Consider the following 20,302-nt stretch of genomic DNA (forward strand, 5'->3'; position numbering starts at 1 on the left):
TAAGGCCGGGCCAAAGGACGACTGAATGCTCTATCTTCTTGCCGAGTGGCTGGGCTTCGAAGGCATCCTCAATCTGGTGCGCTACCAGAGCTTTCGTGCGGGCGCGACACTGATGACCGCGCTCGTGATCGGCCTGCTGATCGGCGAGCGCTTCATCAACTTCCTCCGCGTGCGGCAGGGCAAGGGTCAGCCGATCCGGCTCGACGGCCCGCAATCGCACCTCGCCAAGCGCGGGACGCCGACGATGGGCGGGTTGCTCATCCTCACCGCGCTGACCGTCGCGATGCTGCTGTGGATGGACCTTTCCAGCCCCTTCGTCTGGGCCTGCATGGCGGTGACGATCGGCTTTGGAATCATCGGCTTCCTCGATGATTATGACAAGGTTTCCAAGAACAGCCACGCGGGCGTCCCGGCGCGGGTGCGGCTGGCGGGGGAGTTTCTGGTGGCGGGCATCGCCAGCTGGCTGATCGTCAGCCAGATCAACACCAATCTCTATCTCCCCTTCCTTACTGGCGTGAGCATCCCGCTGGGCCCGGCCTATTACGTCTTCGCTGCCTTCGTGATCGTGGGCGCAGGCAATGCGGTGAACCTGACCGACGGGCTGGATGGTCTTGCCATCATGCCGGTGATCATCGCGGCAGGTACCTTTGCGATCATCGCCTATCTGGTGGGCCGGGCGGACTTCTCCGACTATCTCGGCATCCCGCACGTCCCCGGCGCGGGCGAGCTGGCGATCTTTTGCGCGGCGATCATGGGGTCGGGACTGGCCTTCCTGTGGTTCAACGCGCCGCCTGCCGCCGTGTTCATGGGTGACACCGGTTCGCTGGCGCTGGGCGGCGCGCTCGGCGCAATCGCGGTCGCTTCGCACCATGAGGTCGTACTCGGCATCGTCGGCGGGCTGTTCGTGCTTGAGGCGGTCAGCGTGATCGTGCAGGTCTTCTGGTTCAAGCGCACCGGCCGCCGCGTGTTCAAGATGGCGCCGATCCACCACCACTTCGAACAGCTCGGCTGGAGCGAGAGCAAGGTCGTGATCCGGTTCTGGATCATCGCCATCGTGCTCGCGCTGATCGGGCTTTCGACGCTGAAGCTGAGATAGGGGAGGGCGGCGCGCGCGTGATCACCTCCCTCGCCTTTGCCGGAAAACGCTATGCGGTGCTAGGCCTCGCCCGCTCGGGCGCGGCGGCGGCCGAAGCCTTGCTGGCGAGCGGCGCGGAGGTGATTGCCTGGGACCGTCAACCCCATGCGCGCGAGCCCTTCGAGGGGCGCTGCCGGATGATCGACCCGCTCGAGCTCGATCTCACCGGCTTTGCGGGCGTGGTGGTCTCGCCGGGCGTGCCTTTGAACTCGCACCCGATCGGCCCGCACGTGTGGCAATATGGACTGCCCGTGATCGGCGATATCGAGCTTTTCGCGATGGCGCGCGACGCGCTGCCGCCGCACAAGGTGGTCGGGATCACCGGCACCAATGGCAAGTCCACCACCACCGCGCTGGTGCACCATATCCTCCAGACAGCGGGCGTGCCCACTGTGATGGGCGGCAATATCGGCGATCCGATCCTCGGGCAGGCGCCGCTTCCGGAAGGCGGGATCTATGTGCTCGAATTGTCGAGCTTCCAGATCGACCTCACTTTCACGCTCGATTGCGATGTCGCGGCGCTCACCAATATCACCCCTGATCACCTCGATCGCTATGCCAGTTTCGCCGCCTATGCCGCCTCCAAGGAACGCCTGTTCCAGATGCAGCACACCGGCACGGCGCTGATCTGTGTCGAGGACGAGCAGACGCAAGCGATTGCCGAGGGGCTGGAAACCTCGGGCAAGCCGCTGGTGCGGGTGACGACCGGCGATCTCGATGCGGCGGGGCTGGCCGATGGTCGCTCGCCCTCGCTGGCGGGTCCGCACAACGCCCAGAACGCTGCCGTCGCGGTGGCGATCTGCCGCCAGCTGGGCCTTGATGATGCGCAGATTGCCGCGGGCCTCGCCTCCTATCGCGGGCTGCCGCACCGGATGGAGCGCGTTTGCGAGGCGGGAGGGGTGATCTACATCAACGACAGCAAGGCGACCAACGCCGCCTCCGCCGCCCCGGCGCTCGCCGCGTTCCCGCCCGACCCTGACGTGCACGCGGGCGGCCCACGCATTCACTGGATCGTCGGCGGGTTGCCCAAGGAAGATGGCCTTGGCGCCTGCGCCGACCATCTCGGCAATGTCGCGGCGGCCTACACCGTGGGTGAGGCCGGGCCGATGTTCGCCGATCTGCTCGAAGGGCAGGTGGCCGTCGAGCGCTGCGAGCTCATCAGCGAGGCTGTGCGCCGCGCCGCCGAGACTGCGCGTCCCGGCGATGTGGTGCTGCTTAGCCCGGCCTGCGCCTCTTACGACCAGTTCCGCGATTACGAAAAGCGCGGGCACCATTTCCGCCAGATGGTCGGCGCGATCACCGGTTGCGATACCGGCGATGACAGCGCCAGCCGGAGCATTCTGCCATGACCGCGCCCGCCTATACCTCGCCCGCGCGCGGCCCCGGCGGCTATCTGCCGCCCGCCCCGATCCAGCGTCGCTGGCGTGACGCGGTGCGCATCTGGTGGCGCGAGATCGACAAGGTGCTGCTGCTGCTGATCGCGCTGCTGATGGCCTTCGGCACCATCGCGGTCGCCGCCGCCTCGCCCGCCAGCGCCGATCAGCTGTCGACCAGCAAGGTCACGCTCGACGAGTTCATGTTCTTCAAGCGCCACATCATCTTTCAGCTGATGGGCCTTTCGCTGATGATCGGGCTGAGTTTCCTCAGCCGCGATTCCGCGCGGCGTCTGGGCATTCTGGTGGGCGCGGTGATGCTGGCGCTGCTGTTTGTGGTGCCCTTCATCGGCGAGGAGAAGAACGGCGCGCGGCGCTGGATCAATGTCGGCATGAGCCTACAACCGTCGGAATTCCTGAAGCCCGGCTTCGCGATCATCTGTGCGTGGATCCTCAGCTGGCGGCTGCGCGATCCGGGGCTGCCGGTGCTGTGGTATGTCAGCGGCCTTACCGGCCTCATCGCCGGACTGCTGATGCTGCAACCCAATCTCGGTGAGGCGATTTTGTTCGGCGGGATCTGGTTGGTGCTGGTGCTGCTGGCGGGGATGCCGTGGCAGCGCCTCGCCGCGCTGGGCGGCATCGGCGTGGGCGGGCTGGTGCTGGCCTACCTGTTCTACGACAATGCCCGCCACCGTATCGACGGCTTTCTCGGCGGCGGCACGGCCTTCGATCAGGTTGACCTCGCCCAGCGCACCATCACCGCGGGCGGTTGGACCGGCACCGGCCTGTGGCTCGGCATGCGCAAGATGAATCTGCCCGAGGCGCATACCGATTACATCTTCTCGGTGATCGGTGAGGAATTCGGCCTGCTGACCTGCGCGGTCGTGGTGCTGCTCTATGGCGCGCTGGTGCTGCGCGCGCTGCTGCGGCTGGTGGGGGAGGACAATCTCTTCGCCCTGCTGGCGGCGGCGGGCCTCATCACCCAGTTCGGCGGGCAGGCCTTCATCAACATCCTCGTCAACCTCAAGCTGTTCCCGTCGAAGGGGATGACCCTGCCGCTGATTTCCTACGGCGGATCATCGACACTGGCGGTGTGCTTCACGCTTGGGCTATTGCTGGCGATCACCCGGCGCAATCCGTTCCTCGCCCGCGAAGGCGGGGGCCTGCGCGAACTGATCGAACGCAAGGACACGCCCGCATGAGCAGCGAGACCTCCACCCCCTTGCCCACGGGCGCATCGCGTCACTACGTCCTGGCTGCAGGCGGCACCGGCGGGCACCTGATCCCGGCCTTCGCGCTGGCGACCGAGCTGCACGCGCGGGGCCACCATGTCGCGCTGATCACCGACGAGCGCGGGGCGAACATTCCCGGCAAGCCCGATTTCCTCACCGCGCACGTGCTGCCCGCAGGCCGCTTCGGCAAGAACCCGCTGGGCTGGCCCGCCGGGGTGAGTGCGGTGCTTGAAGGCCGGGCGATGGCGCTGCGCCTGTTCGAAAGCTTTGCGCCTTCCGCGATCGTCGGCTTCGGCGGCTATCCGGCGCTGCCTGCGCTGCTCGCCGCGACCGCCGCCAAGCTGCCGAGCATCGTCCACGAACAGAACGCCGTGCTGGGCCGCGTCAACCGCCTGCTGGCGGGCCGGGTCAACGCGATTGCGACCTCCTACGAGAAGGTCGAGCGGCTGGCACCCAAGCACGCGGCCAAGGTACATCTGGTCGGCAACCCCGTGCGCGCCGAGGTGCTGGCCCTGCGCGCGTCGGACTTCCCCGCCTTCACCCAAGAAAGCCTGCTGCGCATCCTCGTCACCGGCGGCAGTCAGGGTGCGCGGGTGCTGTCCGAGGTGGTGCCCGATGGCCTCGCCATGCTCCCGCCCGCGCTGCGCCAGCGGTTGCAGGTCACCCAGCAATGCCGCGCGGAAGATCTGGAAGCGGTGCGGGCGCGCTACGCCGAGCATGACATTCCCGCCGAACTCGGCACCTATTTCGAAGACATGCACGAACGGCTGGCGGGCGCGCATCTGTTCATCGGACGTGCGGGCGCTTCGACGATTGCGGAACTGACCGCGGTGGGCCGCCCGGCGATTCTGGTGCCGCTGCCGATTGCGACCGACGATCATCAGGCCGCAAACACCCGCGAGATGGTGAAGGCGGGCGGTGCGCGGATGATCCGGCAGGACGCCTTCCAGCCCAAGGAACTCGCCAAGCAGATTCAGGCGATGGCGATGAACCCCGGCAGTCTCGCCAACGCGGCGCATTGCGCCTTCAATTGCGGGCGGCCCGATGCGGCGAAGGACTTGGCCGATCTGGTCGAAAGCATGAGCGGGATCGATCTGATGGACGTGATCCGCGTGGCTGAACCGGCCTCGGCCGCCAGCCGCCTACGCACCCGCGCTTCGACCGCTTCTGCAGGCGGCGAAAAGACCGAGGAGCAGAACGCGGCATGAAGGGCGTCGGCACCGATATCGGCATTATCCACTTCGTCGGGATCGGCGGGATCGGCATGTCCGGCATCGCCGAGGTGATGCGCAATCTCGGCTATCAGGTACAGGGCTCGGACATCGCCGAAGGGCCGAGCGTCGAGCGGCTGCGCGCACGCGGGATCACCGTCCATATCGGGCACAAGGCCGAAAATGTCGAAGGCGTCGCGGTGGTCGTCACCTCGACCGCCGTGCGCCGCACCAATCCCGAAGTCGCCGCCGCTCTGGAAGCGCGCATCCCCGTGGTGCGCCGCGCCGAAATGCTGGCCGAGCTGATGCGGCTTAAGTCGACCGTCGCGGTCGCGGGCACCCATGGCAAGACCACCACCACCTCGATGATCGCCACGCTGCTTGATGCGGGGGGGATCGACCCCACCGTGATCAACGGCGGGATCATCGAGCAATATGGCTCCAACGCGCGGCTGGGCGATTCCGACTGGATGGTGGTCGAGGCCGACGAGAGCGACGGCAGCTTCCTGCGGCTCGACGGCACGATTGCGGTCGTCACCAATATCGATCCCGAGCACCTCGACCACTACGGCGATTTCGACGGGGTGAAGCGCGCCTTTGTGGAGTTCATCCACAACGTGCCCTTCTACGGCGCAGCGGTGCTGTGCATCGACCATCCCGAAGTGCAGGCGGTGATCGGGCAGGTGCGCGATCGCAAGGTTGTGACCTACGGCTTTTCGCTTCAGGCCGATATCTGCGGGGTCAACATCGCCTCCGAGGACGGTGGCAACCGCTTCGACGTGATCGTGCGCCAACGCGGTCTCGAAGACCGCCGGATCGAGGGCGTGCATCTGCCGATGCCGGGCCGCCACAATGTCCAGAATGCGCTCGCCGCCATCGCTGTCAGCATCGAGATGGGCTGCAGCGACGAAGTGATCCGCACCGGCTTTGCCCGTTTCGGCGGGGTGCGGCGGCGGTTCACCAAGGTCGGCACGGTCGATCTGGCGGGCGGCGCTGTCACCGTGATTGACGACTACGCCCACCACCCGGTCGAAATCCGCGCCGTGCTGGCGGCGGCGCGCGAGGCGGTCGGCAACAGCGGCGGGCGCGTGATCGCGGTCGCTCAGCCGCACCGCTATTCGCGCCTCAACGATTTGATGGACGCCTTCCAGTCCTGCTTCGACGATGCCGACATCGCCTATGTCGCCCCGGTCTATCCGGCGGGCGAGGAGCCGCTGCCGGGCGTCGATCACACCGCACTCGTCGCCGGGATGAAGGCGCGCGGGCACCGCGCCGCGCGCGAGATCGCCGGGGCCGAGGCGCTGGCCGCGACGCTCGCGGACGAAATCCAGCCCGGCGACATGGTGGTCTGCCTCGGGGCGGGCGACATCACCAAGTGGGCGGCAGGGCTCGCACCGGCGGTCACCGCAAAGCGGGGGGCTCAGGCGGCATGAACCAACCCGGCGACAGCTACGAATATGATAATGGTGCGGCCCCGACCTGCGCGGTCGAGGGCGCGGTGTCTGCGCCGGTGCCGCTGGAGGGCCTTCGCGGCAAGCTGACCTGCAAGGCCCCGCTCGCACCCTACACCTGGTTCAAGACCGGCGGTCCGGCGGACTGGCTGTTCGAGCCCGCCGATATGGACGATCTCAAGACCTTCCTCGAACGGCTCGGCGGGGAGATCCCGGTGATGGCACTGGGGTTGGGCTCGAACATGATCGTGCGCGACGGCGGGGTGCCGGGCGTGGTGGTGCGGCTCGGCAAGAGCTTCGCCAAGGTCGAGCACACCGGCGAGCTCGAACTGACCTGCGGCGGCGGGGCGAGCGGCATCCTGGTCGCCTCGACCGCGCGCGACCTCGGCATCGCGGGGCTCGAATTCCTGCGCGGCATCCCCGGCACGGTCGGCGGCTTCGTGCGGATGAATGGCGGTGCCTATGGGCGCGAGGTCGCCGACGTGCTGCGCGATTGCGCGGTGATCCTGCATGACGGCAGCTTCATCACGCTGAACGCCGAGGAACTGGACTATTCCTATCGCCACTCGGCCCTGCCCGATGGCGCAATCGTCGTCTCGGCACGGTTCCATGGGCATCCGGGCGATCCGAAAGAGATCGGCGCGGAGATGGACCGTATCGCCGCCGCGCGCGAAGCCTCACAGCCCCTGCGCACCAAGACCGGCGGTTCGACCTTCAAGAACCCCGAGGGCCACAAGGCGTGGGAACTCGTCGACCGCGCGGGTTGCCGGGGCCTGACCTTGGGCGGCGCACAGGTGAGCGAAAAGCACACCAACTTCCTCATCAACACCGGCACCGCCACCAGCGCCGACATCGAAGGGCTTGGCGAGATGGTGCGCGACAAGGTCTACGCCGCCACCGGCGTGAGCCTCGAATGGGAAATTCAGAGAGTGGGACGGCCGTGAGCCTCGATAAGAAACTCCACGTCGCCGTCCTGATGGGCGGCTGGGCCAATGAACGCCCCGTCTCGTTGACCAGCGGTGCGGGTGTGGCCGATGCGCTGGAGAGCAAGGGGCACAAGGTGACCCGCATCGACATGGGCCGCGACGTTGCCCTCAGGCTCCACGAGGCCAAGCCCGATGTCGTCTTCAACGCGCTCCACGGCGTTCCGGGGGAGGACGGGACGGTGCAGGGGATGCTCGACCTGATGGGGCTGCCCTATACGCACTCGGGTCTCGCCACCTCGGTGATCGCGATCGACAAGCAGCTGACCAAGCAGGCGCTCGTCCCGCACGGCATCCCCATGCCCGGCGGGCGGATCGTGACGCGCGAGGAACTCTACCAGCGCGATCCGCTGCCGCGCCCCTATGTGCTAAAGCCCGTGAACGAGGGCTCGTCGGTGGGTGTGGCGATCGTCACTGCGGACAGCAATGTCGGCAATCCGATCAGCGCGCAAGCGCGCGGGCCTTGGCAGGAATTCGCCGAACTGCTCGCCGAACCCTTCATCAAGGGCCGCGAACTCACCGCCGCGGTGCTCGACGGCCCGGAAGGCCCGCGCGCGCTGGGCGTCACCGAGCTGGTGGTCGCCAACGGCTTCTACGACTACGAGAACAAATACACCGCCGGGCGCACCGAGCATATCTTCCCCGCCCAGCTTCCGCCCGAAATTACCGCTTTGTGCGAGGCCTATGCGGTCAAGGCGCATCAGGTGCTCGGCTGTAACGGCACCAGCCGCACCGATTTCCGCTGGGACGAGGAAGCGGGCGAGGACGGGCTTTTCGTGCTCGAAACCAACACCCAGCCGGGCATGACGCCGCTCAGCCTCGTGCCCGAACAGGCGGCGGGGCGGGGCATCCCCTATGCCGATCTGGTCGAAATGCTGGTCGCCGAGGCGCTGAGGGTTCACGCGGGCAAGAAGAAGGGAGGCGCGCATGGCACAGCAGATCCGGCGTAACGGCACCACCGGCGTGCGCCGCGCCGCCAAGGCGCAGAGCCGTGCGGTCACCGCGCGCAAAGCCGGGCGCTCGGCCAGCGGGATCATCGACCGGGTGATGGGCGTGTTGCCCTTCACCGAGGAACAGTGGAGCCGCATCTGGCTCGCCATGATCATCGGCACCGGGGTGGGCGTCGCCTTTGTGATCGCCAGCCTTGCGGGTGTCCCCGCTCTGGCGCAGGCGCAGGTCGCAGCGATCGCCGCCGACGCCGGGTTCGAGGTGCGCCACGTGCGCGTCACCGGCACCTCGCGCATGGACGAACAGCAGGTCTATGCCCGCGCGCTTGCCACCCGCAATCAGGCCATGCCCGATGTCGATGTCGAAAAGCTGCGCGCCGAATTGCAGGCGCTGCCCTGGGTCAAGGACGCGCGCGTCTCGATCCAGCTGCCGCACACCCTCGCCATCGACATCGTCGAGCGTGAGCCGCATGCGGTGCTGGAAAAGGCCGACCGGCTGGTGCTGATCGACCCCTCGGGCGTTGAGCTTGAGCCAATTGCCGCCGACAAGGCCAAGGGCATGCTGCGGCTCGCCGGGCCGGGGGCGGCCAAGCAGGCGCGCGCGCTCGAAACCCTGCTTGCCGCCGCGCCCGCGCTGGCGCCCAAGGTCGAGGCCGCCGAATGGGTCGGCAATCGCCGCTGGAATCTCACCTTCACCACCGGGCAATTGCTCGCGCTTCCCGAAGGCGAAGTCGCCGCAGCGAGCGCGCTGGTCAAGTTCGCGCGGCTCGATGGGCAGAACCGGCTGCTGGGCGGCAAGGTGCTGGCCTTCGACATGCGCAGCCCTCCGCGACTCTACATGCGTCTGCCCGAAGCTGTCGGCGGAGCGAAGCCGGGCACGGATGGGGAAGGGAAAACCACCTGATGGCCAGCCGCGCCGCCTCCCGCCGCCTTGCGCGCACCTATGCCGCGGTCAATGTCGGGTCTTTCCGCATCTCCGCCATGATCATGGGCGAGACCGAGACCGGCGAATTGCAGGTGCTCGGCAGCGGCCACCGTGCCAGCGCCGGGATCAAGCGCGGCTATGTCACCGACATGGGCGCCGCCGCGTACGCGATCCGCGATGCGGTGGAGCGCGCGGAGAAGAGCGCCAACACGCCGGTCCGCTCGGTCTGGATCGCCTGCGCCGGGGCGGGGCTCGCCAGCCACGTGGTCGCGGTCGATATCGAGATCGGCGGACGGCGGATCGAGGACGAGGATGTCGAGCAGCTGCTGATCCAGGCGCAGGACATGATCCAGCCCGATGGCCGCAAGGTGCTCCACGCTCAGCCCGCGCATTACACCTTGGACGGCGCACACGGCATCGCCAATCCGCGCGGGCTTCATGCCGAGCGGCTGGGCGTCGATATTCACGTGATGCTCGCCGATGGCGCGCCGGTGCGGAACCTGACCGAGGCGGTGCAGAACGCGCATCTCGAGGTCGAGGGCGTGGTCGCAGCCCCGCTCGCCGCGGGCCATGCCTGCCTCTCGCCCGAAGAACGCGAGCTGGGCGTCGCGCTGGTCGAGATCGGGGCCGAGATCACCAATGTCGCGGTGTTTGCCGGCGGGATGCTGCTGGGTCTCCACGCAGTGCCGATGGGCTCTGCCGATATCACCGACGCGATTGCCTCGAGCTTCGGCATCCGCCGCTCGCAGGCCGAACGGCTGAAATGCGTCGCGGGCTCGGCGATTGCCAGCCCGGCCGACAACCGCGAGCTGATCCCCGTCAACGGCCCCGCCGAAGCCGGGGGCGAGGGAGCCGAGACTGGCGTTCCGGCCGGACCGATGGCGCGCGGGGCGGACGACAAGAATCGCATCGTGCGGGCAGAGCTGATCGCGGTGGTTACCCAGCAATTGTCGGTGCTCACCGGCGAGATTGGCAAGGCGCTGAAGGTGATGGGCTTTGCCGGCTCGCGCGCGGGGCAGGTGGTGCTGACCGGCGGCGGAGCGGAGCTCGCCGGGATGGCCGATTTCATGCAGGGCGCGCTGGGCCAGCCGGTGCGGCTTGGCCGCCCGCCGCAGCTGACCGGCATGCCCGAGGCGCATCATGCGCCCGGCTTTGCGACGCTCGCGGGCCTGTGCCTCTATGCAGCTGAAGACCCGGTCGATATCCGTGCGGTGGGGGCCGGACGCGGCGGGGCGACCTTCGCCTTCACCCGCGAAACCGGGCTCTGGGCGCTGCTGACGCGCTTGCTGCGCGCCGTGAAGGAGTATTTCTGACCGGGCCCGACGCCATTTTCGCAGGGACTTGCTCATATTCCGGCAAGCTTGCACTGTGGATAAGGGGCGGTCTGGGATAAAACGTGCAACCTGAATGTGTCACAGAACGACATTGCGGGGGACCAAGGTGACGATACCGCCCCGCTGGAGGATCAGCTGATGAGCATCAATATCGGACCTGCGGCAAGCGACGATCTGCGCCCGCGTATTACCGTCATCGGGATTGGCGGAGCCGGCGGCAACGCGATCGCCAACATGATCGCGGCCGAAATCGAAGGCGTCGAGTTCATCGTCGCCAACACCGATGCGCAGGCGCTGAGCACTTCGCCCGCCGAACGCCGCATTCAGCTTGGCCCCGATATCACCGGCGGTCTGGGCGCGGGCGCGCGGCCCGAAGTCGGCAAGGCGGCGGCGGAAGAGACCGTGGCCGAGATCGAAAAGTCGCTCGAAGGCGTCAACATGTGCTTCATCGCGGCGGGCATGGGCGGGGGCACCGGTACCGGCGCCGCGCCGGTCATCGCCGAAGCTGCGCGCCGCATGGGCGTGCTGACCGTGGGCGTCGTCACCAAGCCCTTCCTGTTCGAAGGCACGCGCCGGATGCGCGCCGCCGAGGCCGGGATCGACGAGCTGCAGCGCCATGTCGACACGCTGATCGTCATTCCCAACCAGAACCTGTTCCTCGTCGCCAAGGCGGAAACCACCTTCAAGGAAGCCTTCCAGCTCGCTGACGAAGTGCTTCAGCAGGGCGTGCGCTCTATCACCGATCTGATGGTGATGCCGGGCCTGATCAACCTCGACTTCGCTGACGTGCGATCGGTCATGAGCGAGATGGGCAAGGCGATGATGGGCACCGGCGAGGGCGAGGGCGAGAACCGCGCGCTCGAAGCCGCCGAACAGGCCATCGCCAACCCGCTGCTCGACGGTGTCAGCATGGCCGGTGCCAAGGGCGTCATCATCTCGATCATCGGCGGCGAGGATATGCGCCTGCTCGAAGTCGATGAAGCCGCCAATCACATCCGCGAATTGGTCGACGAAGACGCGAACATCATCTGGGGCAGCGCCTTCAACCCCGACCTCAAGGGCAAGATCCGCGTCTCGGTGGTCGCCACCGGCATAGAGCAGAGCGCGATCGGTGCGGTCGATCGCTCGCAGCCGGTCTCGCTTTCCGCGTCGCGCGCGCCCAAGCGTCCGGTGCTCGAATTGTCGGAAGATGAAGGCCTGACCGAACTGCCCGAGGCCGAAGAGACCCCTTCGCCGACAACGAATTACGGCTACGCCGCCCCGGCAGCCGCCGCCGTAGTGGCGACGGAAAGCGAAGACGACGACACGCTCGACCTCGGCGGGATGGCCGAAGATGACGGCGACGGCGACGAGGATGGTGACGCCCCCAGCGCGGCTGCACCTTTCGATCTCACCGGGATGCAGGCCGGGGACGATTACGGCGAGGAATATGACGATGATGTCGATGACATCGTCGATCCGCTTGCCGGGCTGCGCGGTGCCGATGAGGCTCCCGCGCCGGGCCTTGGCGCTGCGGGCGCGCCTGCCGATCCGGCGACCGCCGGAGATGACGGGATGCTCGATCTGGGCGAAGATTACGCCACTTACGAGCCGATCGAGCCCGAGCAGGACGATCTGCTCGCCAGCGCCGATCGTCTGGCGGAAGAAGACCGCCCGGTCGAAGCCAAGCTTGGCGGCGGGCGTCGCCGCGCGCTGCTGGGCGGCGCAGCGGGCGAGGGCGATGGTGGCGCTGCGGGCGGCGGAAGCACGCTGTTCGAACGCATGGCCAACCTCTCGCGCAGCACCGCCCGCGACGATGATGACGACGATGGCGACGGCGATGATGACGGTCCGGCGCTCAGCATCCCGCGCTTCCTTGGTCGCCAGAACAACCAATAAATCCCTCCCGGTCGTCTGCCCGGGCACGGTGCTGCCCGGCGCGTGTGCGGTGCCGTCCGTCGCACCGCTCGCGTACGGGTCTGGCGATTGGCGGCGGGGTGAGTAGAGCAGGCTCGATGGTGTCGCGTATGTCCCTGTCCAGTCGCCTCGCGCTCGGCGCCGCGCTGATCGGTGCGTCCGGCGTTGCCGTGCAGGCGCAGCAGACCGTCTCGCAGCCCGTGGTGCAGGCCTTGCCTTCGGACGAGGTGCAGCGCCTTAACCGCGCGCTGGTTGCGCTGGCCAAGACCCCGCGTGATCGTGATGCGCTGATCGAGGCGGGGCAGGCGGCGCTGGGGATTGACGATCTGGAGGCCGCGATCGGCTTTTTCGGACGCGCGGCTGAGGTCGATCCGGGCCATCCCGGCGCGGCGCAGGGGCTGGGCGCAGTCTATCTGCGGGCAGGTCGCGCGGGCGAGGCGCTGGTGCAGTTCGAGCGCGCGCTGGCCGCCGGGGCTGACGAGCGCGCCGTGCTGACCGATCAGGCGCTGACGCTCGATCTGGTGGGCGAGCAGGCCGCGGCGCAGACTGCCTACGCCCGCGCGCTGACGCTCGATCCCGCCAATGACGAAGCGCGCCGCCGGATGGCGGTCAGCTTCGCGATTGACGGCAACCGGGCGCGGTTCGAGGAGGCCTTGCGTCCGCTGCTCGACCGGCGCGACATGGCGGCCCAGCGCGCCCGCGCTTTTGGCCTTGCGATCATGGGCGATGGCGATCGCGCCAAGGCGATCGTCGAGCAGGTGATGCCGCGCGATCTGGCGCTGCGGCTGGTGCCCTATCTCGAATTCATGCCGCGCCTGACCAAGCCGCAGCAGGCCGCCGCGGCCAATCTCGGGCTGTTTCCGCGCGCCGCCGATATCGGGCGCGACGACCCGCGCCTCGCCCGCTTCGCCGCCGAAGAGCGAGCCGACAGCCGCCTTGCGCCCTCGGGCCCGCCGCTCGATGCGCGGCCGCAGTCTGCAACCGCGCCTGCCGCCACGCCTGCGCCCGAGCCTGCGCGCATGGCGACGGTGGCGCCGGTGACGGTTACCGCTTTCTCGGCTCCCGCTGAGGCACCCGCCGCTGCGCCCTTACCCCCTGCAGCACCGCCTCCACCGCCGCCGCCGTCGCCGCCCGCTCCTATGCGCGTGGCCGATGCCTTCGCCGAATTCGCCAATGCCCCGCTGCCCGATGCGCGGGTGAGCGGCGATGCAGTCGACCTGTCGCGAATCGCAATTCGGCGCGAGGCTCCGCCGCCGCCGCCTGAAAAGCCCAAGCCCAAGGAACCGGCCAAGCCCGTCCATCCCAGCCGCGTCTGGGTGCAGGTCGCGACCGGCAAGAACGTCAAGGCGCTCGGCTTCGACTGGAAGCGGATAGCCAAGGAGGGCGGCCCGACGCTCGCCAAGCTGAAGCCCTATACCACCCCTTGGGGCGAGGCGAACCGGCTGCTGGCGGGCCCGGTCGAGAGCCGCGACAAGGCGCAGGCGATGGTGCGCGAGTTGAAGGCCAAGGGGGTCGACAGCTTCCTCTATGTCAGCCCCGAAGGCGAGGAAATCCAGCCGGTTAAGTAGCGTCTGCGGGCTGTCCCCCGGTTTCTTTGCACAGGCTTTGCACAGGGATATCCGGTTCTCCCCAGCCGCTCGGATGCGGGTGATTGCCAAGCACCGGTGATCGCGTCCACATGTCCGCCAATGGTGCTCACGACCCCCTCCGCCGCCCCCGCTCCCGAACCCGTTCGGCCATGAGAGCGCAGGACATGGACTATTCCGCCGAGGACGATGCCGCCCCCGTCGACATGCTCGTCAGCCTGTTCGCGGCGCGCGGGTGGCCGTGCGAGTTGGTCTCCGAAGACGAGATGACCGGCGAAGTGCAGGGCAGCTGGGCCAATTACCAGCTGCGCGCGATCTGGCGGGCCGAGGACGGCGTGCTCCAGTTCCTGTGCCTTCCTGACATCCGCGTCACCGAGGAAAAGCGCGCTGCTGCTTACGAGCTGCTGTGCCTCGTCAACGAGCAGATGTGGCTCGGCCATTTCGACATCTGGTCGAATGGCGATGTGCTGCTCTATCGCCACGGCGCACTGCTGGGCGATGGCGGGCGGCTGAGCCTCGACATGGCGCAGGCGCTGGTCGAAAGCGCGATCGACGAATGCGACCGCTTCTACCCCGCATTCCAGTTCGTGCTGTGGGGCGGAAAGACCCCGCGCGCGGCCTTGGACGCCGCAATGGTCGACGCGGCAGGCGAGGCCTGATAGCCTTGGGGCATGATTGAAAAACTTCTGATTATCGGATGCGGCAACATGGGCGGCGCGATGCTCGCCGGATGGCTTGCCGCGGGACTGCCGCCCGAACGCTTCAGCGTGCTCGATCCCGGCATGGAGACAATCCCCGAAGGCGTGGCGCTGTATCGCGATGCGGGCGAGGTGCCCGGCACGCATGATGCGGTGATGCTCGGTTTCAAGCCGCAGCAGCTCGGCATGCTCGGGCCGGGCCTTCAGGAACTGACCGCAGACCGGACGGTATGTTCGCTGCTCGCCGGGATCACGCTGGCGCAGTTGGCGAGTGCCTTTCCGCAAGGCGCGGCCCACGTCCGGGTGATGCCGAACCTTGCCGCGCGCATCAACAAGTCGCCGGTGATCCTCGCCGAAAGCGGCCTCGACGCCGAGGCGCGCGCCGCCACCTTTGCGCTGTTCGACACGCTCGGCAGCGCGGTGTGGCTGGAGGACGAGGCGCGCTTCGATCTGGTCACCGCGCTGGCGGGATCGGGGCCGGGCTTCGTCTATCGCTTCATCGACGCGCTGGCCGGAGCCGCGGTGGATCTCGGTCTCGACGAGCCCACCGCTGCCAAGCTGGCGCTCGCCACGGTCGAAGGCGCCTCGGCGCTGGCCGCAGGTGCCGATGTCGGCCCCGCAGCGCTTGCCGACCGCGTCGCCAGCCCCGGCGGGATGACGCGCGAAGGCCTTGACGTGCTCGACGAGGGATCGGCCCTGCGCCGTCTGCTCAGCGCCACGCTGCGCGCCACCGCTGACAAGGGCGCGGAACTTTCCCGAGGGACTTAAGCTTAACAACGGTTAAGCTGAATAGATTGCACCGTTTGCAAGCCGGTTTCGCTTGAAAAGCGGCGAACAAACACCGATATTCGACCCATTGGAGAGCGCGGGCTGTTTCCGCGCTCCGTTACGAAAGGCTAAGGGTTTCACAATGGCTGACTGGAATGACACCTCGCGCAATGCGCAGCGTATGGGCTCCGTGCCCCGCGCCGGGGGCGATGTCGCCGGCCGCGTGAGCTATGACGAGGGCCTGCGCAAGCACATGCTCTCGATCTACAACTACATGACCTCGGGCATTCTGTTGACCGGGATCGTCGCGCTGCTGGCCTTTACCAGCGGCATGGCCGAAACGATCCACTTCAGCGCCCTGCGCTGGATCGTCGGCCTCTCGCCGCTTGCGATCGTTTTTGCGATGAGCTTTGGCGCCAACCGCTTCAGCACCGGCACGTTGCAGGTGATGTTCTGGGCCTTCGCCACGCTGATGGGCCTGTCGCTGTCGTCGATCTTCCTGGTTTATACCGGCGGTTCGATCGCCACGACCTTCTTCGCCACGGCGGCGGCCTTTGCCGGCCTGTCGCTCTATGGCTACACCACCAAGCGCAGCCTCTCGGGGATGGGCAGCTTCCTGATCATGGGCGTGATCGGCCTGCTCGTCGCCATGGTGATCAACCTGTTCCTGCAGTCGCCGGCGTTCCACTATGTGATCAGCTTCCTCGGCGTACTGATCTTTGCGGGTCTCACCGCCTATGACACGCAGCGCCTTAAGAGCGAGTACGAGTATCTGCGCGGCACCGAATTCGCGGGCAAGGCCGTGATCCTCGGCGCGCTGAGCCTCTATCTGGACTTCATCAACATGTTCCAGTTCCTGCTCAGCTTCCTCGGCAGCCGCGAGTAAGTTGGCACCGGCGCAGCGGCCTTTCGGGGCCAAGCGCCTGACACAGGTGTTGAAATGTCGAGTGCCCGGGGCCTTCCTTAGGCTCCGGGCATTTGCTTTGTAAGCGCAGGCGGCTATCGCAGGTGCCTTCAGGTTGGAGCAAGCCGGGCGCGCGCAGGATTGCGCACCAGCGGCAGCACAGACCCGCAGCAGGAGAGAGAGACCCCCCAATGAGCGCGGCCACGCACACGCCTCCGTCCCCGTCCCGTCAGCGGGCCCGCACCCCGCTGCGCCTGACCATCACCACGCTCGCTGTCGGCGGCGCGCTGCTGGCGGGCTGCGCCAAGCCGCCCCCGCCGCCGCCGCCGCCTCCCCCGCCCCCGCCGCCGCCTGCGGTGGTCGAGGCGGTGCCCTATCGCCCGCTGCCCCCGGGCGGCGCGCATTACGTGATGGACCTGCCGGCGCGCGGGCCCGACGGGCGGCGCATCACCATCAACAGCGACCTGTCTGACGATCAGCTGATCTGGAATCTGCGCTCGGCCTGGAATGTCGCCGCGCTCAATTGCCTCGCGCCGGAATATGAGCCGATCCTGCAGGGCTATCGCCAGCTGCTGACCGGGAACGTCAAGACGCTGAAGGCGGTCAACGACCGGATCGAGAAGAGCTATAACCGCCGCTTCTCGGTGCGCCGCGATGCGATCGTGGCGCGCGATGGCTACACCACGCAGGTCTACAACTTCTTTGCCGAGCCGGGCGCGCGGGCAGGCTTCTGCCGCGCCACGCTCGACATGGCGAACCGCGCGCTGGCCGCGCCGCCCAAGGACATCCTCGGCTTTGCCCGCGCTAATTTCGACGGGCTGCTGGTGCCGTTCGAGCAGTTTTTCGACGAATACGAGGACTATCAGCGTGCGGCGGCCGACTGGGACGCTCGCTGGGGCTCGCTCTATGGCGCCTCGCAGCCCGGCTGGGTGGCGGTGCAGCAAGCCCGCGCCGGACAGGCGTCGCCGGACATGATGCAGCAGACCGTGATCGATCCCGAGACCGGTCTCCCGGTGCCGGTCATTCCGGTGAATGAAGGCGTCACCTCGCAGCCCGTGGTGCAGCCGCTTGCACCGGGCACGGGAGGCGCGGCCGGCGAGTAGGCCGGGGCGGGGTTCGGCGGCGCAAAATCGCCGTTGCAAGCCCCGGCGCTTCTCGCTAATGCGCGCGCTCGCCAGACCCTGAGGGGCGGGCGTGCGAAAACTGGAACGGGGCCGTAGCTCAGATGGGAGAGCGCGTCGTTCGCAATGACGAGGTCAGGGGTTCGATCCCCCTCGGCTCCACCAGTTGAACGCAAAGGGCCTTCCCCCCGCGGGGAAGGCCCTTTGCGTTGAACTGGAGTCTTTTGTTTTCGCCCTCAGGCGCCGGGCGCAGCGCATCCGCGCTGCTTGGCTTTCCTCGCATAAGCTCGGACGGCCGGTCGGCCTTGCGGCGCTGCGCGCCGTTACGGAGCTACCAATCTTGCTTCGCTTTTCACCGCTTGCCGTTAGCCCCGCCTGACGCTATCCGCCTCTCCGCGTTTCGGTAACGGGAATGCGGTTCGATTCCGCAGCTGTCCCTGCAACTGTAAGCGGTGAGTGTGAGATGCGCGCCCTCTGGTGAAGGGGGCAGCCACTGGGGCGGCAACGCTCTGGGAAGGCGAGCATCCCATGCGCTGATCCGTGAGCCAGGAGACCGACCGGGGCGTGTCGCTCTTTGCCCGGCTCAGGGATTGGCCAGGCGCGGAAACAGACTTTCGTTGTGAGCGACATCGCTGGGCCGTGGGGGATCGAAAACCCTTGCGGCCACCATGTTGCTGATGACGGGAGAAATCCGTGAAGAATTTTGCATATTTGGGAAGCGTCGCCGCGGCGGCGCTAGTTTGGGCTGTGCCTGTGGTGGCGCAGGATGAGGGTGACGAGAACGAAATCCCCCAATTCATTCCAAAGGCGACCTATCCAACGATCCTGGTCAGTGCCAGCCGAGCGGGTACCACCAACGAGCGTGACTACACCGGTTCAGCTCTCGTCATCACCGCCGAACAACTCGAAAACCGCCAGACCCGCGATATTGCCGATGTGCTGCGCGATGTCCCCGGCGTCGCCATCGCAGGCGTCGCAGGCCAGACTCAGATCCGCCTGCGTGGCTCGGAAGCCAACCACGTGCTGGTGCTGGTCGACGGGATCGAAGTCTCCGACCCCTTCGCGGGCGAGTTCGATATCGGCACGCTTCAGGCCGAACCCGGCGCGCGGATTGAAGTGCTGCGGGGCCCCCAATCGGCGCTCTACGGGCCGGACGCGATCGGGGGCGTGGTCGCTTATCAATCCGCCAGCGGGGGCGAAGTGCCGGGCTTTGCGGCGCGCCTCGAAGGGGGCACGCAGGGCACCGTCAACGGCGCGGCACGCTACGGCGCCAGCGGCAACGACTGGGACGCGGCGCTCTCCGCTGTGGTGGTCAGCACCGATGGCCAGCCCAACGCGCGGGGCGGCACCCGCGACATCGGCCGCGACAGCTACACCCTTGCGGGCAAGGGCAGCGTTGACTTGGCAGACAACCTCACCCTGCGCGCTGTTGCCCGCTTCATCCGCACCGAGGGGAAGACCAACGACAGCGACTTCGATCGCCTCAGCCCCACCTTCGGCTTCATCATCGACAGCCCTGGCGTGACCTTCACCAACGAGGCGCTCTACGCCCTCGTCGGGGCAAAGCTCGACACGCTGGACGGGCGCTGGACCCACGACCTTTCGGCACAGGTCGCCGAAGTCGACCGCGAGACTGACAGCCCCTTCGGCCTCACCTCGGCCAGCGAGGGCGACCGCTTCAAGGCCTCCTACGTCTCGGCGCTGCGGCTTGACGATCACAACCTCACCTTCGCCGCCGATTACGAGGTCGAGGGCTTCCGCAACGCCACCCCCGGCGGCTTCGTGTTCGACGAGCGGCGCGAGATCGAGCAGGTCGGGCTCGTCGGCGAATATCGCTACAGCGGTGAAGCCTTCGACCTGACGGCAGCGCTGCGCCACGACATCAATGATCTGTTCCGCGATGCCACCACTTTCCGCGTCGGCGCGGGCTACCGGATCACCGACACCACCCGCCTGCGCGCGGCGGGCGGGAGCGGCGTCAAGAACCCCGGCTTCTTCGAACTCTACGGCTTTGTCGACGGACGCTTCATCGGCAATGCCGCGCTGCGCCCGGAGAAGTCGACCGGGTGGGAAGTGGGGATCGACCAGCAGCTCGGCGACAGTGCCAGCGTGGCGGTGACCTATTTCGACAGTGAGCTGGAGGGCGAAATCTTCACCACCTTCCCGCCGCCGAACTTCATCGCCACCCCGGGCAACCGCACCACCACAAGCCGCCAGCGCGGGGTCGAGGTGTCGCTGAGCGCGCAGCTGGCCGAGCAATGGAGCCTCGATGCGGCCTATTCCTACCTTGATGCCGAGGAAAACGGCGTGGAGGAGGTCCGCCGCCCGGAACACATCGCCAGCGCGGCGCTGACATGGACTGCGCCTGGGGATGCGGCTTCGGCGACGCTGGTGGTGCGGCACAATGGAGCGACGCCGGACGTGGCCTTCACCGACCCGAGCTTTGTGCCGGTGCGCGTGCAGCTTGACGATTACACTCTCGTCAACCTCAACGCGCGGGTGAAGCTGACCGACCGGCTCGGGGCCTTTGCCCGCGTCGAGAACCTGCTGGACGACCGCTACGAGCAGGTGTTCAGCTTTGTCTCGCCGGGACGCTCCGCGGTGGTGGGCGTGGACGCGCGATTCTGACCCGAAGTGTGAGCCCCCGCGCAGGCGGGGGCCTCATGCCGCACATCGCCCGAGATCCCCGCCTGCGCGGGGGCTCACCTCCATTTGCCATTCCCCTCGCAATTGCAGCA

Annotated in this window: 16 protein-coding genes, 1 tRNA gene and 1 riboswitch; all 17 genes read left to right on the top strand. The window is 67.6% G+C overall.

The annotated features are described in order from the left end of the window. Positions 1-25 precede the first annotated feature (25 nt). The 17 genes from mraY (at position 26) to BZF59_RS09170 (ending at position 20,192) form a co-directional block, all read left to right on the top strand. Positions 26-1,096: a phospho-N-acetylmuramoyl-pentapeptide-transferase gene (gene mraY / locus BZF59_RS09090; RefSeq protein WP_086607949.1), complete on the top strand. Its 1,071-nt coding sequence runs from the start codon at positions 26-28 to the stop codon at positions 1,094-1,096. A 17-nt stretch (positions 1,097-1,113) separates the two neighbouring features. Further along, positions 1,114-2,484, top strand: a complete 1,371-nt coding sequence (gene murD, locus BZF59_RS09095) for a UDP-N-acetylmuramoyl-L-alanine--D-glutamate ligase (protein WP_086607950.1) — start codon at positions 1,114-1,116, stop codon at positions 2,482-2,484. Beyond that, a complete protein-coding gene (locus BZF59_RS09100) occupies positions 2,481-3,710 on the top strand; it encodes an FtsW/RodA/SpoVE family cell cycle protein (RefSeq protein WP_086607951.1) in 1,230 nt (409 codons plus the stop codon). The genes murD and BZF59_RS09100 overlap by 4 nt, the downstream gene beginning before the upstream one ends. Further along, complete coding sequence (gene murG, locus BZF59_RS09105) at positions 3,707-4,948, top strand: undecaprenyldiphospho-muramoylpentapeptide beta-N-acetylglucosaminyltransferase (RefSeq protein ID WP_245806091.1); 1,242 nt, start codon at positions 3,707-3,709, stop codon at positions 4,946-4,948. Before BZF59_RS09100 ends, murG begins: the two co-directional genes overlap by 4 nt. Further along, on the top strand, positions 4,945-6,384 hold the full coding sequence (murC, locus tag BZF59_RS09110) for a UDP-N-acetylmuramate--L-alanine ligase (protein WP_086607952.1): 1,440 nt from the start codon (positions 4,945-4,947) through the stop codon (positions 6,382-6,384). The genes murG and murC overlap by 4 nt, the downstream gene beginning before the upstream one ends. After that, positions 6,381-7,346, top strand: a complete 966-nt coding sequence (gene murB / locus BZF59_RS09115; protein ID WP_245806092.1) for a UDP-N-acetylmuramate dehydrogenase — start codon at positions 6,381-6,383, stop codon at positions 7,344-7,346. Before murC ends, murB begins: the two co-directional genes overlap by 4 nt. Continuing rightward, positions 7,316-8,335: a D-alanine--D-alanine ligase gene (locus BZF59_RS09120; RefSeq protein WP_425429570.1), complete on the top strand. Its 1,020-nt coding sequence runs from the start codon at positions 7,316-7,318 to the stop codon at positions 8,333-8,335. The genes murB and BZF59_RS09120 overlap by 31 nt, the downstream gene beginning before the upstream one ends. After that, positions 8,313-9,236 (top strand): cell division protein FtsQ/DivIB, encoded by a 924-nt coding sequence (locus tag BZF59_RS09125; RefSeq protein WP_086607954.1) that lies wholly within the window; start codon positions 8,313-8,315, stop codon positions 9,234-9,236. Before BZF59_RS09120 ends, BZF59_RS09125 begins: the two co-directional genes overlap by 23 nt. Beyond that, the gene (ftsA, locus tag BZF59_RS09130; RefSeq protein ID WP_086607955.1) at positions 9,236-10,570 is read left to right on the top strand and encodes a cell division protein FtsA; all 1,335 of its coding nucleotides are present in this window, start codon (positions 9,236-9,238) and stop codon (positions 10,568-10,570) included. The genes BZF59_RS09125 and ftsA overlap by 1 nt, the downstream gene beginning before the upstream one ends. A gap of 159 nt (positions 10,571-10,729) precedes the next feature. Next, positions 10,730-12,469 carry a cell division protein FtsZ gene (ftsZ, locus tag BZF59_RS09135; RefSeq protein WP_086608401.1) on the top strand — a complete coding sequence of 580 codons (1,740 nt, stop codon included), beginning with the start codon at positions 10,730-10,732 and terminating at the stop codon, positions 12,467-12,469. A gap of 128 nt (positions 12,470-12,597) precedes the next feature. Then, positions 12,598-14,055, top strand: a complete 1,458-nt coding sequence (locus BZF59_RS09140) for an SPOR domain-containing protein (RefSeq protein ID WP_086608402.1) — start codon at positions 12,598-12,600, stop codon at positions 14,053-14,055. Positions 14,056-14,240: 185 nt separating this feature from the next. Beyond that, positions 14,241-14,732 (top strand): type III secretion system chaperone family protein, encoded by a 492-nt coding sequence (locus BZF59_RS09145; RefSeq protein ID WP_086607956.1) that lies wholly within the window; start codon positions 14,241-14,243, stop codon positions 14,730-14,732. Positions 14,733-14,744: 12 nt separating this feature from the next. After that, positions 14,745-15,539 (top strand): pyrroline-5-carboxylate reductase family protein, encoded by a 795-nt coding sequence (locus tag BZF59_RS09150; protein ID WP_169712061.1) that lies wholly within the window; start codon positions 14,745-14,747, stop codon positions 15,537-15,539. A gap of 142 nt (positions 15,540-15,681) precedes the next feature. Beyond that, positions 15,682-16,425 carry a Bax inhibitor-1/YccA family protein gene (locus BZF59_RS09155; protein WP_086607957.1) on the top strand — a complete coding sequence of 248 codons (744 nt, stop codon included), beginning with the start codon at positions 15,682-15,684 and terminating at the stop codon, positions 16,423-16,425. Between the two features lie 209 nt (positions 16,426-16,634). Continuing rightward, the gene (locus BZF59_RS09160; RefSeq protein ID WP_086607958.1) at positions 16,635-17,546 is read left to right on the top strand and encodes a hypothetical protein; all 912 of its coding nucleotides are present in this window, start codon (positions 16,635-16,637) and stop codon (positions 17,544-17,546) included. A 107-nt stretch (positions 17,547-17,653) separates the two neighbouring features. Beyond that, positions 17,654-17,729: transfer RNA gene (locus BZF59_RS09165), tRNA-Ala, on the top strand. A 219-nt stretch (positions 17,730-17,948) separates the two neighbouring features. Beyond that, positions 17,949-18,140, top strand: a riboswitch (cobalamin riboswitch). Positions 18,141-18,257: 117 nt separating this feature from the next. After that, the gene (locus BZF59_RS09170) at positions 18,258-20,192 is read left to right on the top strand and encodes a TonB-dependent receptor plug domain-containing protein (RefSeq protein ID WP_086607959.1); all 1,935 of its coding nucleotides are present in this window, start codon (positions 18,258-18,260) and stop codon (positions 20,190-20,192) included. Positions 20,193-20,302 lie beyond the last annotated feature (110 nt).

It is taken from the genome of Erythrobacter donghaensis (assembly GCF_002155425.1).
Classification (GTDB): domain Bacteria; phylum Pseudomonadota; class Alphaproteobacteria; order Sphingomonadales; family Sphingomonadaceae; genus Erythrobacter; species Erythrobacter donghaensis.

Excerpts from the sequence above, each read along its gene's own strand:
- mraY (WP_086607949.1), top strand. The coding sequence starts at position 26 with ATGCTCTATCTTCTTGCCGAGTGGCTGGGCTTCGAAGGCATCCTCAAT.
- BZF59_RS09100 (WP_086607951.1), top strand. The coding sequence starts at position 2,481 with ATGACCGCGCCCGCCTATACCTCGCCCGCGCGCGGCCCCGGCGGCTAT.
- murG (WP_245806091.1), top strand. The coding sequence starts at position 3,707 with ATGAGCAGCGAGACCTCCACCCCCTTGCCCACGGGCGCATCGCGTCAC.
- murC (WP_086607952.1), top strand. The coding sequence starts at position 4,945 with ATGAAGGGCGTCGGCACCGATATCGGCATTATCCACTTCGTCGGGATC.
- murB (WP_245806092.1), top strand. The coding sequence starts at position 6,381 with ATGAACCAACCCGGCGACAGCTACGAATATGATAATGGTGCGGCCCCG.
- BZF59_RS09120 (WP_425429570.1), top strand. The coding sequence starts at position 7,316 with ATGGGAAATTCAGAGAGTGGGACGGCCGTGAGCCTCGATAAGAAACTC.
- BZF59_RS09125 (WP_086607954.1), top strand. The coding sequence starts at position 8,313 with ATGGCACAGCAGATCCGGCGTAACGGCACCACCGGCGTGCGCCGCGCC.
- ftsA (WP_086607955.1), top strand. The coding sequence starts at position 9,236 with ATGGCCAGCCGCGCCGCCTCCCGCCGCCTTGCGCGCACCTATGCCGCG.
- ftsZ (WP_086608401.1), top strand. The coding sequence starts at position 10,730 with ATGAGCATCAATATCGGACCTGCGGCAAGCGACGATCTGCGCCCGCGT.
- BZF59_RS09140 (WP_086608402.1), top strand. The coding sequence starts at position 12,598 with ATGTCCCTGTCCAGTCGCCTCGCGCTCGGCGCCGCGCTGATCGGTGCG.
- BZF59_RS09145 (WP_086607956.1), top strand. The coding sequence starts at position 14,241 with ATGGACTATTCCGCCGAGGACGATGCCGCCCCCGTCGACATGCTCGTC.
- BZF59_RS09150 (WP_169712061.1), top strand. The coding sequence starts at position 14,745 with ATGATTGAAAAACTTCTGATTATCGGATGCGGCAACATGGGCGGCGCG.
- BZF59_RS09155 (WP_086607957.1), top strand. The coding sequence starts at position 15,682 with ATGGCTGACTGGAATGACACCTCGCGCAATGCGCAGCGTATGGGCTCC.
- BZF59_RS09160 (WP_086607958.1), top strand. The coding sequence starts at position 16,635 with ATGAGCGCGGCCACGCACACGCCTCCGTCCCCGTCCCGTCAGCGGGCC.